This window comes from Azoarcus sp. CIB, from assembly GCF_001190925.1.
Classification (GTDB): Bacteria; Pseudomonadota; Gammaproteobacteria; order Burkholderiales; family Rhodocyclaceae; genus Aromatoleum.
Map to the genome: position 1 here is coordinate 4485930 of NZ_CP011072.1, position 13420 is coordinate 4499349.

14 protein-coding genes are annotated in these 13420 nt (G+C 61.6%); all 14 read right to left on the minus strand.

Features of this window, described 5'->3' with window-relative positions:
• Positions 1-2 precede the first annotated feature (2 nt).
• Positions 3-416: a 50S ribosomal protein L16 gene (gene rplP, locus AzCIB_RS20135; protein WP_050418483.1), complete on the minus strand. Its 414-nt coding sequence runs from the start codon at positions 414-416 to the stop codon at positions 3-5.
• Complete coding sequence (gene rpsC, locus AzCIB_RS20140; protein WP_050417530.1) at positions 416-1207, minus strand: 30S ribosomal protein S3; 792 nt, start codon at positions 1205-1207, stop codon at positions 416-418. The genes rplP and rpsC overlap by 1 nt, the downstream gene beginning before the upstream one ends.
• A 9-nt stretch (positions 1208-1216) precedes the next feature.
• Positions 1217-1546, minus strand: coding sequence for a 50S ribosomal protein L22 (rplV, locus tag AzCIB_RS20145; protein ID WP_018987827.1), 330 nt, complete (start codon positions 1544-1546; stop codon positions 1217-1219).
• A 9-nt stretch (positions 1547-1555) separates the two neighbouring features.
• Positions 1556-1831 carry a 30S ribosomal protein S19 gene (gene rpsS / locus AzCIB_RS20150; protein ID WP_018987826.1) on the minus strand — a complete coding sequence of 92 codons (276 nt, stop codon included), beginning with the start codon at positions 1829-1831 and terminating at the stop codon, positions 1556-1558.
• Between the two features lie 10 nt (positions 1832-1841).
• Entirely contained in the window at positions 1842-2669 is an 828-nt protein-coding gene (rplB, locus tag AzCIB_RS20155; protein ID WP_050417531.1) for a 50S ribosomal protein L2, read from the minus strand.
• Between the two features lie 5 nt (positions 2670-2674).
• Positions 2675-2980 carry a 50S ribosomal protein L23 gene (gene rplW, locus AzCIB_RS20160; protein WP_050417532.1) on the minus strand — a complete coding sequence of 102 codons (306 nt, stop codon included), beginning with the start codon at positions 2978-2980 and terminating at the stop codon, positions 2675-2677.
• Positions 2977-3597: a 50S ribosomal protein L4 gene (gene rplD, locus AzCIB_RS20165; RefSeq protein WP_050417533.1), complete on the minus strand. Its 621-nt coding sequence runs from the start codon at positions 3595-3597 to the stop codon at positions 2977-2979. Before rplD ends, rplW begins: the two co-directional genes overlap by 4 nt.
• 11 nt (positions 3598-3608) lie before the next feature.
• On the minus strand, positions 3609-4253 hold the full coding sequence (gene rplC / locus AzCIB_RS20170; RefSeq protein WP_050417534.1) for a 50S ribosomal protein L3: 645 nt from the start codon (positions 4251-4253) through the stop codon (positions 3609-3611).
• Positions 4254-4368: 115 nt separating this feature from the next.
• A complete protein-coding gene (rpsJ, locus tag AzCIB_RS20175) occupies positions 4369-4680 on the minus strand; it encodes a 30S ribosomal protein S10 (RefSeq protein WP_018987821.1) in 312 nt (103 codons plus the stop codon).
• Positions 4681-4743: 63 nt separating this feature from the next.
• A complete protein-coding gene (gene tuf / locus AzCIB_RS20180) occupies positions 4744-5934 on the minus strand; it encodes an elongation factor Tu (protein ID WP_050417535.1) in 1191 nt (396 codons plus the stop codon).
• 25 nt (positions 5935-5959) lie between these two features.
• Positions 5960-8059, minus strand: coding sequence for an elongation factor G (gene fusA, locus AzCIB_RS20185; protein ID WP_050417536.1), 2100 nt, complete (start codon positions 8057-8059; stop codon positions 5960-5962).
• Positions 8060-8166: 107 nt separating this feature from the next.
• Complete coding sequence (rpsG, locus tag AzCIB_RS20190) at positions 8167-8637, minus strand: 30S ribosomal protein S7 (RefSeq protein WP_050417537.1); 471 nt, start codon at positions 8635-8637, stop codon at positions 8167-8169.
• A 32-nt stretch (positions 8638-8669) separates the two neighbouring features.
• Positions 8670-9047 (minus strand): 30S ribosomal protein S12, encoded by a 378-nt coding sequence (gene rpsL, locus AzCIB_RS20195; RefSeq protein WP_018987817.1) that lies wholly within the window; start codon positions 9045-9047, stop codon positions 8670-8672.
• 131 nt (positions 9048-9178) lie between these two features.
• Positions 9179-13408 (minus strand): DNA-directed RNA polymerase subunit beta', encoded by a 4230-nt coding sequence (rpoC, locus tag AzCIB_RS20200; protein ID WP_050417538.1) that lies wholly within the window; start codon positions 13406-13408, stop codon positions 9179-9181.
• Between the last annotated feature and the right edge of the window lie 12 nt (positions 13409-13420).

Below are 13420 nucleotides of genomic sequence, written 5' to 3' on the forward strand. Positions count from 1 at the left end.
GATTACCCCAGTTGACGGTGAACAAACACGGTCTCGAGCGGCAGCTTCGCGGCTGCGAGGCGGAACGCTTCACGCGCCAGCGCCTCATCGACACCATCCATCTCGTACAGGACCTTGCCCGGCTGAATCTCGGCAACCCAGTACTCGGGGTTACCCTTGCCGTTACCCATACGGACTTCTGCAGGCTTCTTCGAGATCGGCTTGTCCGGGAAGATCCGGATCCAGATCCGGCCGCCGCGCTTGATATGCCGAGTCATCGCACGACGGGCAGACTCAATCTGGCGGGCCGTCAGGCGACCGCGCCCAATTGCCTTGAGGCCGAATTCGCCGAAGCTAACTTTCGCACCGCGCGTTGCCACTCCGGTGTTACGGCCCTTCTGCTCCTTTCGATATTTCCTTCTCGTCGGCTGAAGCATCATTCACCCCTGCTTTCTTGCGGCTGCTTGGCCTGCCCTTCAGCACCGCCACGGCGTGCGGGACGGCGACCGGGGCGACCTTCACCCTCGGCACCGCGCGGCGCGCCGCGTCGGCCCCGACGAGCCTCGTTCTCGTTTTCGACGACTGCCGGACGCTCATTACGACCGAGCATCTCGCCCTTATAGACCCAAACCTTGATGCCGATGATGCCGTAAGTCGTGCTTGCTTCCGCGACCCCGTAGTCAATGTCGGCACGCAGGGTATGCAGCGGCACGCGACCTTCGCGGTACCACTCCGTGCGCGCGATCTCGGCGCCGTTGAGGCGACCGGCGCTCATGATCTTGATGCCTTGTGCACCAAGACGCATCGCGTTCTGCATCGCGCGCTTCATGGCGCGGCGGAACATGATGCGCTTCTCGAGCTGCTGGGCGATCGAATCGGCGATCAGCTTGGCATCGACTTCCGGCTTGCGCACTTCCTCGATATTGACGTGCACCGGCACACCCATGATCTTCTGGAGCTCGCGCTTCAGCAGCTCGATGTCTTCGCCCTTCTTGCCGATCACTACACCGGGGCGCGCACTGAATAGCGTTATGCGCGCGTTCTTGGCCGGACGCTCGATGATGATGCGACCGACCGATGCGTGCGCAAGCTTCTTCTTCAAGAAGTCGCGAACCTTGATGTCCTCGTGCAGCATCTTGGAGTAGTCGCGGCTCGAAGCGAACCAGCGGGAGCTCCAGTCGCGCGTAACCGCCAGACGGAATCCGGTCGGATGAATTTTCTGACCCATATTTTCCCCTTACTCCCCGACGGTCACGTAGACATGGCAGGTCGGCTTCAGGATGCGGTTGCCGCGCCCTTTAGCGCGCGCCGTGAACCGCTTCAGCGACGTGCCTTCCTCGACGTAGATCGTCTTCACCTTGAGGGTGTCGATGTCTGCGCCATCGTTGTGTTCGGCGTTCGCGATCGCCGACTCGACGACCTTGCGGATGATCTGCGCGCCCTTCTTCGGCGAGAAGGCGAGAATGTTCAGGGCCTGATCAACCGGCTTGCCCCGCACCTGGTCCGCAACCAGCCGGCCTTTCTGGGCCGACAGGCGAACACCGCGGAGGATTGCTTTGGTTTCCATGGTGACTCCTTACCTCTTCGCCTTCTTGCTCGCTGCATGACCCTTGAACGTACGGGTCAGCGCGAACTCGCCCAGCTTGTGGCCGACCATGTTCTCGGAGACGAACACCGGAACATGCTGGCGACCGTTATGCACCGCGATCGTGAGACCGACGAAGTCGGGCAGCACCGTGGAACGGCGCGACCACGTCTTGATCGGACGCTTGTCGTTGCTCACCCGCACGGCGTCGACCTTCTTCAGGAGGTGCGCGTCGACAAACGGGCCTTTTTTGATTGAACGTGCCATCTGTTACCCCTTAACGCTTGTGACGACGCTGCACGATCATGGTATCGGTGCGCTTGTTGCTGCGCGTACGATAACCCTTGGCCGGCTGACCCCACGGGCTACGCGGCACACCACCTTCGCCAGTGCGGCCTTCACCGCCACCGTGCGGGTGATCGACCGGGTTCATCGCCACGCCGCGAACGGTCGGGCGGATACCACGCCAGCGGTTTGCACCGGCCTTGCCGATCTTGCGCAGACCATGCTCTTCATTACCCACGACCCCGATCGCGGCGCGACACTCGACGTGCACGCGACGCACTTCGCCAGAGCGCAGACGAATCTGGGCATAAGCGCCTTCACGCGCCAGGAGTTGAACCGACGTACCGGCGGCGCGCGCGATCTGCGCACCCTTGCCAGGCATCATCTCGACGCAGTGGATCGTCGAACCGACCGGAATATTGCGGATCGGCAGGACGTTGCCCGGCTTGATCGGCGCTTCGGCGCCACTCATCACCTGAGCACCGACTTCCAGACCCTTCGGGGCGATGATGTACGCACGCTCGCCATCGACATAGCAGACGAGCGCGATGTTCGCCGAGCGGTTCGGGTCGTACTCGATGCGCTCGACACGCGCCGCGATCCCGTCCTTGTTGCGACGGAAGTCGACCAGACGGTAGTGCTGCTTGTGACCGCCGCCCTTGTGGCGGACGGTAATGTGGCCGTTGTTGTTACGACCGGCATTCTTCGACTGCTTCTCGACGAGCGCGGCGAGCGGACGACCCTTGTAGAGGTCGGCATTCACCACCTTGACCATCGCACGACGGCCGGCAGACGTAGGCTTGAGTTTTACCAGTGCCATGACTATTACTCCCCGGCCGCGAAGTTGATTTCCTGGCCCGGCCTCAGGCACACGAAGGCCTTCTTCCAGCCTTTGCGACGACCGGTCATCTTGCCGAAGCGCTTGACCTTGCCCTTCACGTTCGCGATCTGGACCGACTTGACCTCGACCTTGAACAGCAACTCGACGGCAGCCTTGACTTCAGGCTTCGTCGCGCACGACGCGACCTTGAACACGACCTGCTCGTTCTTGTCGGCGATAAAAGTCGCCTTCTCGGAGATCTGGGGCGCGAGCAGCACCTGCATCAGACGCTCTTGGCTAAATCCGCTCATTGCCAGGCCTCCTCCATCTTGGCCAGCGCACCCTTGGTCACGATCACGCGATCGTAGTGCACCAGGGCCACCGGATCCGTCTCGCTGACTTCGAGCACCAGCACCCTGTGCAGGTTACGCGACGACAGGAACAGGTTCTCGTCGAACTGATCCGTGATAACCAGCACGGAGTCCAACCCCATACCCTTCAGCTTCTGCGACAGAAGCTTGGTCTTCGGCGCCTCGACGCTGAAGTTCTCGACCACCGCCAGACGGTCTTCGCGCGCCAGCTGCGACAGAATCGACGCAACGCCCGCGCGGTACATCTTGCGGTTCAGCTTCTGCGAAAAATTCTCTTCCGGGGAATTCGGGAAGGTCCGACCACCACCGCGCCACAGCGGACTCGATGCCATACCGGCACGGGCACGGCCCGTACCCTTCTGGCGCCACGGCTTACGGGTCGACTTCGCGACCTCGGAACGCCCCTTCTGCGCACGATTACCCGAGCGTGCGTTAGCCATATAGGCAACGACGACCTGGTGAATCAGCGCCTCGTTGTAGTCGCGCCCGAAGAGCGCATCAGAAGCCTGCAGCGTCGCCGCCTGCACACCCTGATCGTTCAATACTTTAAGTTCCATCACGTCCTCGCTCAGCCACGGGCCTTGACCGCGGGACGGACGATAACGTCGCCGCCCTTCGAACCCGGCACTGCCCCCTTGACCAGGAGCAACTGACGCTCGACATCAACGCGAACCACTTCGAGACTCTGCGTCGTGCGGGTCACATTGCCGTATTGGCCAGCCATACGCTTGCCCGGGAATACGCGACCCGGATCCTGCGCCATACCGATCGAACCCGGGCTGTTATGCGACACCGAGTTACCGTGCGACGCACGGTTCGACGAGAAATTGTGTCGCTTGATGACACCCGAAAACCCCTTACCGATCGAGGTACCGGTCACATCGACCGTCTGACCGACCGCAAAGAGTTCCACGCTGATCACGTCACCAGCCTTCAGGCCAGCCAGCTGCGCCGGATCGACAGTGAATTCGCGGAGGGTATGACCGGCTTCAACGCCAGCCTTGGCGAGATGCCCGGCGAGCGCCTTATTGACGCGACTCGCACGGCGCTTGCCGAAAGCCACCTGAACCGCGGCATAGCCGTCGGTTTCAGGCGTCTTGACTTGGGTAACGCGGTTATTGGCAACATCAAGCACCGTCACCGGGACGCTACGACCGTCCTCGGCGAAAATGCGAGTCATGCCAACCTTGCGTCCTACAAGGCCTAGACTCATTTTTTTCTCCTGATCCCCGGTTACGATTGACCGGGCCCTATCACATGAATTGCGCCAAAAGACGCAAAGGCCGGATTATACCGGCCTTTTTTCAAACTCCGCAAGCGCGGACGACTTACTGCAGCTTGATCTCAACGTCGACGCCGGCCGGCAGGTCCAGCTTCATCAGCGCATCGACCGTCTTGTCAGTCGGATCGATGATATCCATCAGACGCTGATGGGTGCGAATCTCGAACTGGTCGCGCGAGGTCTTGTTGACGTGCGGCGAACGCAGAAGGTCAAAGCGTTCGATCCGGGTCGGCAGCGGGACGGGACCGCGAACGACAGCACCGGTACGCTTGGCGGTGTCGACGATCTCGAGCGCCGACTGGTCGATCAATCGGTAGTCGAAGGCCTTCAGACGGATACGAATCTTCTGGTTTTGCATGTTGCAGTCCTTAAAAGAGCAAAAACCCCGGGGCAACTACCCCGGGGGCATTGAACGAAGCTATTACTCGATGATCTTGGCGACGACGCCGGCGCCAACGGTACGGCCGCCTTCGCGGATCGCAAAACGCAGACCTTCTTCCATGGCGATCGGAGCCAGCAGCTTCACCGTGATCGACACGTTGTCACCCGGCATGACCATCTCGGTGCCTTCCGGCAGCACGATCGAACCGGTCACGTCGGTGGTACGGAAGTAGAACTGCGGACGATAGTTGTTGAAGAACGGGGTGTGACGCCCACCCTCTTCCTTCGACAGCACGTACACTTCGCCCGTGAAGTGGGTGTGCGGCTTGATCGAGCCCGGCTTGCACAGGACCTGACCACGCTCGACGTCTTCGCGCTTGGTGCCGCGCAGCAGCACGCCGACGTTGTCGCCCGCCTGGCCCTGATCGAGCAGCTTGCGGAACATTTCGACGCCGGTGCAGATGGTCTTGACCGTGGGCTTGATGCCGACGATTTCGACTTCTTCACCAACCTTGACGATGCCACGCTCGACACGACCGGTGACCACGGTGCCACGACCGGAGATCGAGAACACGTCTTCGATCGGCAGCAGGAAGGGCTTGTCGATCGCGCGCTCGGGCGTCGGGATGTAGCTGTCCAGCGCTTCGGCCAGCTTCATGATGGCGCCTTCGCCCAGGTCGCCCTTGTCGCCTTCGATCGCCTTCAGCGCCGAACCCTTGATGATGGGAATGTCGTCGCCCGGGAAGTCGTACTTCGACAGCAGTTCGCGCACTTCCATCTCGACGAGCTCGAGCAGCTCTTCGTCGTCGACCATGTCGCACTTGTTCATGAAGACGATGATGTACGGGACACCGACCTGACGCGCCAGCAGGATGTGCTCGCGGGTCTGCGGCATCGGGCCGTCAGCGGCCGACACGACCAGGATCGCGCCATCCATCTGCGCCGCACCGGTGATCATGTTCTTGACGTAGTCGGCGTGCCCCGGGCAATCGACGTGAGCGTAGTGACGCGCAGCCGTCTCGTATTCGACGTGCGCGGTGTTGATCGTGATGCCGCGCGCCTTTTCTTCCGGCGCCGCGTCGATCTGGTCGTAGGCCTTCGCCTCGCCGCCGAACTTCGACGACAGAATCGTCGTGATCGCTGCCGTCAGGGTCGTCTTGCCATGGTCAACGTGGCCGATCGTCCCAACGTTTACGTGCGGTTTCGTCCGCTCAAACTTGCCTTTAGCCATTGTGAGAATCCTCGCTTGAGTTCCGTTACTTGCTACGATTGCTGATCACCGCCTCCGCAACGCTCTTCGGCGCTTCGGAGTAGTGCTTGAATTCCATCGAGTACGTCGCACGCCCCTGCGACAGCGAACGCAACTGCGTCGCGTAGCCGAACATTTCGGCCAGCGGCACCTCCGCCTTCACTTCCTTCATGCCGCCAGGCAGATCATCCATACCCTGAACGATACCGCGGCGACCGGACAGGTCACCCATGACGTTACCCATGTAGTCTTCGGGCGTCTCGACGACAACCGCCATCATCGGCTCGAGCAGAACCGGGCTGGCCTTGCGCATCGCATCCTTGAATGCCATCGACGCCGCCATCTTGAACGCGTTTTCATTCGAGTCGACGTCGTGATAGGAACCGTCGAACAGCGTAACCTTCACGTCGACAACCGGGAAACCTGCGAGAACGCCGGCCGGCAGGGTCTCCTGCAAACCCTTGTCGACGGCGGGAATGTACTCGCGCGGGACCGTGCCGCCTTTGATCGCATCGACGAATTCGTAGCCCTTGCCGGTCTCGTTCGGCTCGACCTTGATCCAGACATGACCGAACTGGCCGCGGCCGCCTGACTGCTTGACGAATTTGCCTTCCTGCTCGACCGCCTTGCGGATCGCCTCACGATAGGCCACCTGCGGCGCGCCGACGTTCGCCTCAACGTTGAACTCGCGCTTCATGCGATCAACGATGATCTCCAGGTGCAGTTCGCCCATACCCGAGATGATCGTCTGGCCCGACTCCTCGTCGGTGCGCACACGGAAGGACGGGTCTTCGGCAGCCAGACGGCTTAGCGCGATGCCCATCTTTTCCTGATCGCTCTTGGTCTTCGGTTCGACCGCGACGTGGATCACGGGCTCAGGAAAGACCATGCGCTCGAGGATGATCGGAGCGCTCGGGTCGCACAGCGTCTCGCCCGTCGTCACTTCCTTGAGGCCCACACACGCGGCGATGTCGCCGGCGAGAACTTCCTTGATCTCGTGACGCTCGTTGGCATGCATCTGCAGAATACGGCCGATGCGCTCCTTCTTCCCCTTGACCGAGTTCAGCACGGTCTCGCCCGACTGCAGGACGCCGGAGTAAACGCGCACGAACGTGAGCTGACCGACGAACGGGTCCGTCATGAGCTTGAACGCGAGCGCAGAGAACTTCTCCGAATCATCCGCCTTGCGAACGACCGGCTTTTCGTCGTCATCGGTACCCGAAACCGGCGGGATGTCCACCGGTGAAGGGAGCAACTCGATCACGGCATCGAGCATGCGCTGCACGCCCTTGTTCTTGAACGCGGTGCCGCACAGCATCGGCTGAATTTCGCAGGCAATGGTGCGCTGGCGCAGACCGGCGTTGATCTTGTCGGTCGACAGGTCGCCGTTCTCGAGGTACTCGTTCATGAGCTCCTCGCTGGCTTCGGCAGCCGCTTCGACCATTTTCTCGCGCCATTCCTGCGCATCCGCCTCAAGTTCAGAGGGGATATCGCGGTACTCGAACTTCATACCCTGACTGGCTTCGTCCCAGTAGATCGCCTTCATACGAACCAGGTCAACGACGCCGACGAACGATTCTTCGGCACCAATCGGGATCACGATGGGCACCGGATTCGCCTTCAGGCGGGTGCGCATCTGCTCGTATACCTTAAAGAAGTTCGCGCCCTGGCGATCCATCTTGTTCACGAAAGCTAGTCGCGGCACCTTGTACTTGGTCGCCTGACGCCACACGGTTTCCGACTGGGGCTGAACGCCGCCGACCGCGCAATACACCATGCACGCACCATCGAGCACGCGCATCGAGCGCTCGACCTCGATCGTGAAGTCCACGTGCCCCGGGGTGTCGATGATGTTGAAACGGTGCTCGGGGAACGACAGGTCCATGCCCTTCCAGAAGCAGGTCGTCGCAGCCGAGGTAATGGTGATACCCCGCTCCTGCTCCTGCTCCATCCAGTCCATGGTCGCGGCGCCATCATGAACTTCACCGATCTTGTGATTCACACCGGTGTAGAAAAGAATGCGCTCGGTCGTCGTTGTCTTGCCGGCGTCGATGTGAGCGGAGATACCGATATTGCGGTAGCGCTCAATGGGAGTCTTGCGAGCCACGGTTTATCCTGCCTTCCAGAATTCGCGCTAGGCGCGAAAGTCCAAGTGTCTTATTACAAAACAATCGAGCCCTTGCCAGGGCCCGATTAACCGCTGTCCGAAGCCGCTTAGAAGCGGTAGTGCGAGAACGCCTTGTTCGCCTCGGCCATACGGTGCACTTCTTCGCGCTTCTTCATCGCGGCACCACGACCTTCGGCAGCCTCAAGCAGTTCGCCGGCGAGGCGCTGAGCCATCGACTTCTCTGCGCGCTTGCGGGCCGCTTCGCGCAGCCAGCGCATCGACAGCGCCATGCGGCGCGACGGGCGCACTTCGACCGGAACCTGGTAGTTGGCACCACCAACGCGACGGCTTTTGACCTCGACTACCGGCTTGACATTCGCGACCGCAGACGAGAAGACCTCTAGCGGGTCCTTCCCGGCCTTGCCGGAGATGTGCGCGAACGCGCCGTAGACGATGCGCTCAGCAACCGACTTTTTGCCGGCCTGCATGATCACATTGATGAACTTGGAAACATCCTGGGAACCGAACTTCGGATCCGGCAGGATTTCACGCTTGGGTACTTCGCGACGACGGGGCATGGCAACCTCTAGCTATTTCTGAATGCCGACAATTAGGATTTCTTCGGACGCTTGGCGCCGTACTTCGAGCGCGACTGCTTACGATCCTTGACGCCCTGCAGGTCGAGCGAACCGCGGACGATGTGGTAGCGCACACCCGGCAAGTCCTTCACACGACCGCCGCGAATCAGGACCACCGAGTGCTCCTGAAGGTTGTGGCCTTCGCCACCGATATACGAGATCACTTCGAAGCCGTTCGTCAGACGAACTTTCGCGACCTTTCGCAGCGCAGAGTTCGGCTTCTTAGGCGTCGTGGTATAGACGCGAGTGCACACGCCACGCTTCTGCGGACATGCATCGAGCGCCGGCACTTTGCTCTTGACGACTGCAAGTTGCCGGGGCTTGCGGACGAGCTGATTAATTGTTGGCATAGCTTGAGAATTTTCCATTATACCGGGACAGCCCTTGAGGCCGCCCCGGGCGGTTGATTCCGGCTGAGGCTGACTACGATTGGTCAGTCCACAAAAAGAGGCCGGATGTTATCCCGACAAGCCGGCAAAAGTCAACCGGCCTGCACATCTTGCGAGACGCCGTCGGGTACTTCCGACGGTTGTTCCTGCATCGCCGCCCATGCATGCTCGGCGCCGAGATCCTCGCCCGCCGTCTGCGCGCGGCGGTTGCGGTGGTACGCCATGCCAGTACCGGCGGGAATGAGCCGGCCGACGATGACGTTTTCCTTGAGCCCGCGCAGTTCGTCGCGCTTGCCCATGATGGCCGCTTCGGTCAGCACGCGCGTCGTTTCCTGGAAGGATGCGGCGGAGATGAACGAATCGGTCGATAGCGATGCCTTGGTGATGCCGAGCAGGACGTTCTGGTACTGCGCCGGCAGCTTGCTGTCGCCTTCGACACGATCGTTCTCGTCGAGGACTTCGGAACGCTCGACCTGCTCCTCGCGGATGAACTTGGTGTCGCCGGCGTCCGTGATGACCACGCGACGCAGCATCTGGCGAACGATCACCTCGATATGCTTGTCGTTGATCTTAACGCCCTGCAAACGGTACACGTCCTGCACTTCGTCGATGATGTAGCGGGCCAGCGCCTCGATACCCTGCAGACGCAGAATGTCGTGCGGGTCCGCAGGGCCGTCGACGATCAACTCGCCCTTGTTGACGACCTGCCCGTCGTGCACCATGACGTGCTTGTCCTTCGGGATCAGGAACTCGTGCACCGTGCCGTCGGCCTCGGTGATCACCAAACGCTGCTTGCCCTTGGTGTCCTTGCCGAACGAAACGGTGCCGGTGTATTCCGCAAGCACGCCGGCGTCCTTCGGCGGACGAGCTTCGAACAGTTCAGCGACGCGCGGCAGACCGCCGGTAATGTCGCGAGTCTTCGCCGACTCCTGCGGAATACGCGCAAGGATGTCGCCGACGCCGATGACCTGGCCGTCCTTCACGGTGATGAGTGACCCGACCTGGAAGGTGATCGCCACCGAATGATCGGTGCCGGCGATTTTCACCTCCTCCCCGTTCTCGTCGAGCAGCTTCACTTGCGGGCGCACGCCCTTCGACGACGAACCGGTGCTACGGCGCTTGCCGTCGATAACGACCAGGGTCGACAGACCAGTCACCTCGTCGATCTGCTTCGCGACGGTGACGCCTTCCTCGACGTTCTCGAACTTCACGGTACCGGAGTATTCCGTGACGATCGGACGGGTGTGCGGATCCCACGTCGCGAGCATGACCCCTGCCTTGATCGCCGCACCGTCATCGACCAGCAGGGTCGCGCCGTACGGCAGCTTGTGGCGCTCGCGCTCGCGGCCCATGTCGTCGGCGACAACGATCTCGGCAGAACGCGCGATGATGACTTTCTCGCCCTTCGCGTTCGACACATAACGCATGTTGCCGGCGAAGCGGATCGTACCGGCCGACTTCGATTCGACGCCGCTCGCAGCGGCTGCCCGCGACGCTGCACCACCGACGTGGAAGGTACGCATTGTGAGCTGCGTGCCCGGCTCGCCGATCGACTGCGCCGCGATAACGCCGACCGCTTCGCCGACGTTCACCTCGCTGCCACGACCGAGATCGCGCCCGTAGCACTTGCCGCAGAGGCCATAGCGCGTTGCGCAGGTCAGCGCAGTGCGGACCTTCACTTCGTCGATGCCGAGGCGTTCGATCAGATCGACAGCATCCTCGTCGAGCAGCGTGCCCGCCTCGATTTCCGTTTCCTGGGAGTCCGGATTCACGACATCTTCGGCACAGACACGACCGAGAATCCGTTCGCGCAGCGCTTCGATGACTTCGCCGCCCTCGATGAGTGCCTTCATCACGAAGCCGTCGCGCGTGCCGCAGTCGTCCTCGGTGACGACCAGATCCTGAGTCACGTCAACCAGACGGCGGGTCAGGTAACCGGAGTTGGCGGTCTTCAGCGCGGTATCCGCCAGGCCCTTACGCGCACCGTGCGTTGAGATGAAGTACTGCAGAACGTTCAGACCTTCGCGGAAGTTCGTCGTGATCGGCGTCTCGATGATGGAGCCGTCCGGCTTCGCCATCAGGCCGCGCATGCCGGCGAGCTGACGGATCTGCGCAGCCGAACCACGCGCACCGGAGTCGGCCATCATGTAGATGGAGTTGAACGACTCCTGCTTGACGGTGTCGCCGTTGCGATTGACGACATCTTCCTGGCCGAGCTGGTCCATCATCGCCTTGGCGACTTGGTCACCGGCACGGCCCCAGATATCGACGACCTTGTTGTAGCGCTCGCCGTCCGTCACGAGACCGGACGTGTACTGGCGGGCGATCTCCTTGACCTCCTGTTCGGCTGCATGGATCAGCGAGTCCTTCAGAGTCGGGACCAACATGTCCTTGACGGCGATCGAGATGCCGGCGCGCGTTGCCAGGCGGAAGCCGAACTGCATCAGTTTGTCCGCAAACACGACCGTTTCCTTCAGACCGCAGCGACGGAACGAGGCGTTGATCAGCTTGGAGATTTCTTTCTTTTTCAGCGGCTTGTCGATCACGCTGAAGGGCAGTCCCGGCGGCAGGATTTCCGACAGCATAGCGCGGCCGGCCGTCGTGTTGTAACGGGTGATCTTCTCGCGGCGCTCGCCGTCGGCGCCGACTTCGATTTCCTTCAGGCGGACTGACACACGAGCGTGCAGCGACAACTGCTTCGACTCGTAGGCGCGCTTCAACTCGCCGACGTCCGACAATGCCATGCCTTCGCCGAGCGCGTTCACGCCCTCGCGGGTCGCGTAGTACAGGCCGAGAACGATGTCCTGCGACGGCACGATGATCGGCTCGCCGTTAGCGGGCGAGAGCACGTTGTTCGACGCGAGCATCAGCGTGCGCGCTTCCATCTGTGCCTCAAGCGACAGCGGCACGTGGACGGCCATCTGGTCACCGTCGAAGTCGGCGTTAAACGCGACGCAGACGAGCGGGTGCAACTGGATCGCCTTGCCTTCGATCAGGACGGGTTCGAAGGCCTGGATACCGAGACGGTGCAGCGTCGGCGCACGGTTCAGCATGACCGGATGCTCGCGGATCACCTCTTCGAGGATGTCCCACACCACCGGCTCCTGGCTCTCGACCATCTTCTTCGCCTGCTTGATGGTCGTCGCGAGCCCCATCAGTTCGAGCTTGTTGAAGATGAAGGGCTTGAACAGTTCGAGCGCCATCAGCTTGGGCAGGCCGCACTGGTGCAGCTTGAGCTGCGGGCCGACCACGATGACCGAACGGCCCGAGTAGTCGACGCGCTTGCCGAGCAGGTTCTGTCGGAAGCGGCCGCCTTTGCCCTTGATCATGTCGGCGAGGGACTTCAGCGGTCGCTTGTTCGCACCGGTCATCGCCTTGCCGCGGCGGCCGTTGTCGAGCAGCGAGTCGACCGCTTCCTGCAGCATGCGCTTTTCGTTGCGCACGATGATCTCGGGCGCCTTGAGTTCGAGCAGGCGCTTGAGGCGGTTGTTCCGGTTGATGACGCGACGATAGAGGTCGTTGAGGTCGGAGGTTGCGAAGCGGCCACCGTCCAGCGGCACCAGCGGACGCAGGTCCGGCGGCAGCACCGGCAGGACCTCGAGAATCATCCACTCGGGCTTGATGCCAGACTGCTGGAAGGCCTCGAGCACCTTCAGGCGCTTGGAGTACTTCTTGATCTTGGCTTCCGAGTTGGTTGTCTCGAGGTCACCGCGCAGCTTCTCGATCTCGAGCTGGACATCGAGCGTGCGCAACAGGCCGCGGATACCCTCGGCGCCCATCAGCGCGTCGAACTCGTCACCATACTCCTCGACCTTCGCGAGGTAGTCGTCCTCGGTGAGCAGCTGGGCGCGGTTGAGCGGAGTCATGCCCGGCTCGACCACCACGAAGGCTTCGAAATACAGCACGCGCTCGATGTCGCGCAGGGTCATGTCGAGCACCATGCCGAGGCGGCTGGGCAGGCTCTTCAGGAACCAGATGTGCGCGGTGGGGCTCGCGAGTTCGATGTGCGCCATGCGTTCGCGGCGCACCTTCGACAGCGTCACCTCGACGCCGCACTTCTCGCAGATCACGCCGCGGTGCTTGAGGCGCTTGTACTTCCCGCACAGGCATTCGTAATCCTTCACCGGCCCGAAGATCTTGGCGCAGAACAGGCCGTCGCGCTCGGGCTTGAAGGTACGGTAGTTAATGGTCTCGGGCTTCTTAACCTCACCGTACGACCACGAGCGGATCTTGTCCGGCGATGCGAGGCCGATGGTGATCGCGTCGAACTGGTCTTCGTTCGGCAGGGTTTGCTTGAACAGGTCAGCGAGCAGGCTTTTCATAAATCACTCCGT

Bases quoted from the DNA above. Each gene is read 5' to 3' on its own strand.
- rplP (WP_050418483.1), bottom strand. From the start codon at position 416: ATGCTTCAGCCGACGAGAAGGAAATATCGAAAGGAGCAGAAGGGCCGT.
- rpsC (WP_050417530.1), bottom strand. From the start codon at position 1,207: ATGGGTCAGAAAATTCATCCGACCGGATTCCGTCTGGCGGTTACGCGC.
- rplV (WP_018987827.1), bottom strand. From the start codon at position 1,546: ATGGAAACCAAAGCAATCCTCCGCGGTGTTCGCCTGTCGGCCCAGAAA.
- rpsS (WP_018987826.1), bottom strand. From the start codon at position 1,831: ATGGCACGTTCAATCAAAAAAGGCCCGTTTGTCGACGCGCACCTCCTG.
- rplB (WP_050417531.1), bottom strand. From the start codon at position 2,669: ATGGCACTGGTAAAACTCAAGCCTACGTCTGCCGGCCGTCGTGCGATG.
- rplW (WP_050417532.1), bottom strand. From the start codon at position 2,980: ATGAGCGGATTTAGCCAAGAGCGTCTGATGCAGGTGCTGCTCGCGCCC.
- rplD (WP_050417533.1), bottom strand. From the start codon at position 3,597: ATGGAACTTAAAGTATTGAACGATCAGGGTGTGCAGGCGGCGACGCTG.
- rplC (WP_050417534.1), bottom strand. From the start codon at position 4,253: ATGAGTCTAGGCCTTGTAGGACGCAAGGTTGGCATGACTCGCATTTTC.
- rpsJ (WP_018987821.1), bottom strand. From the start codon at position 4,680: ATGCAAAACCAGAAGATTCGTATCCGTCTGAAGGCCTTCGACTACCGA.
- tuf (WP_050417535.1), bottom strand. From the start codon at position 5,934: ATGGCTAAAGGCAAGTTTGAGCGGACGAAACCGCACGTAAACGTTGGG.
- rpsG (WP_050417537.1), bottom strand. From the start codon at position 8,637: ATGCCCCGTCGTCGCGAAGTACCCAAGCGTGAAATCCTGCCGGATCCG.
- rpsL (WP_018987817.1), bottom strand. From the start codon at position 9,047: ATGCCAACAATTAATCAGCTCGTCCGCAAGCCCCGGCAACTTGCAGTC.
- rpoC (WP_050417538.1), bottom strand. From the start codon at position 13,408: ATGAAAAGCCTGCTCGCTGACCTGTTCAAGCAAACCCTGCCGAACGAA.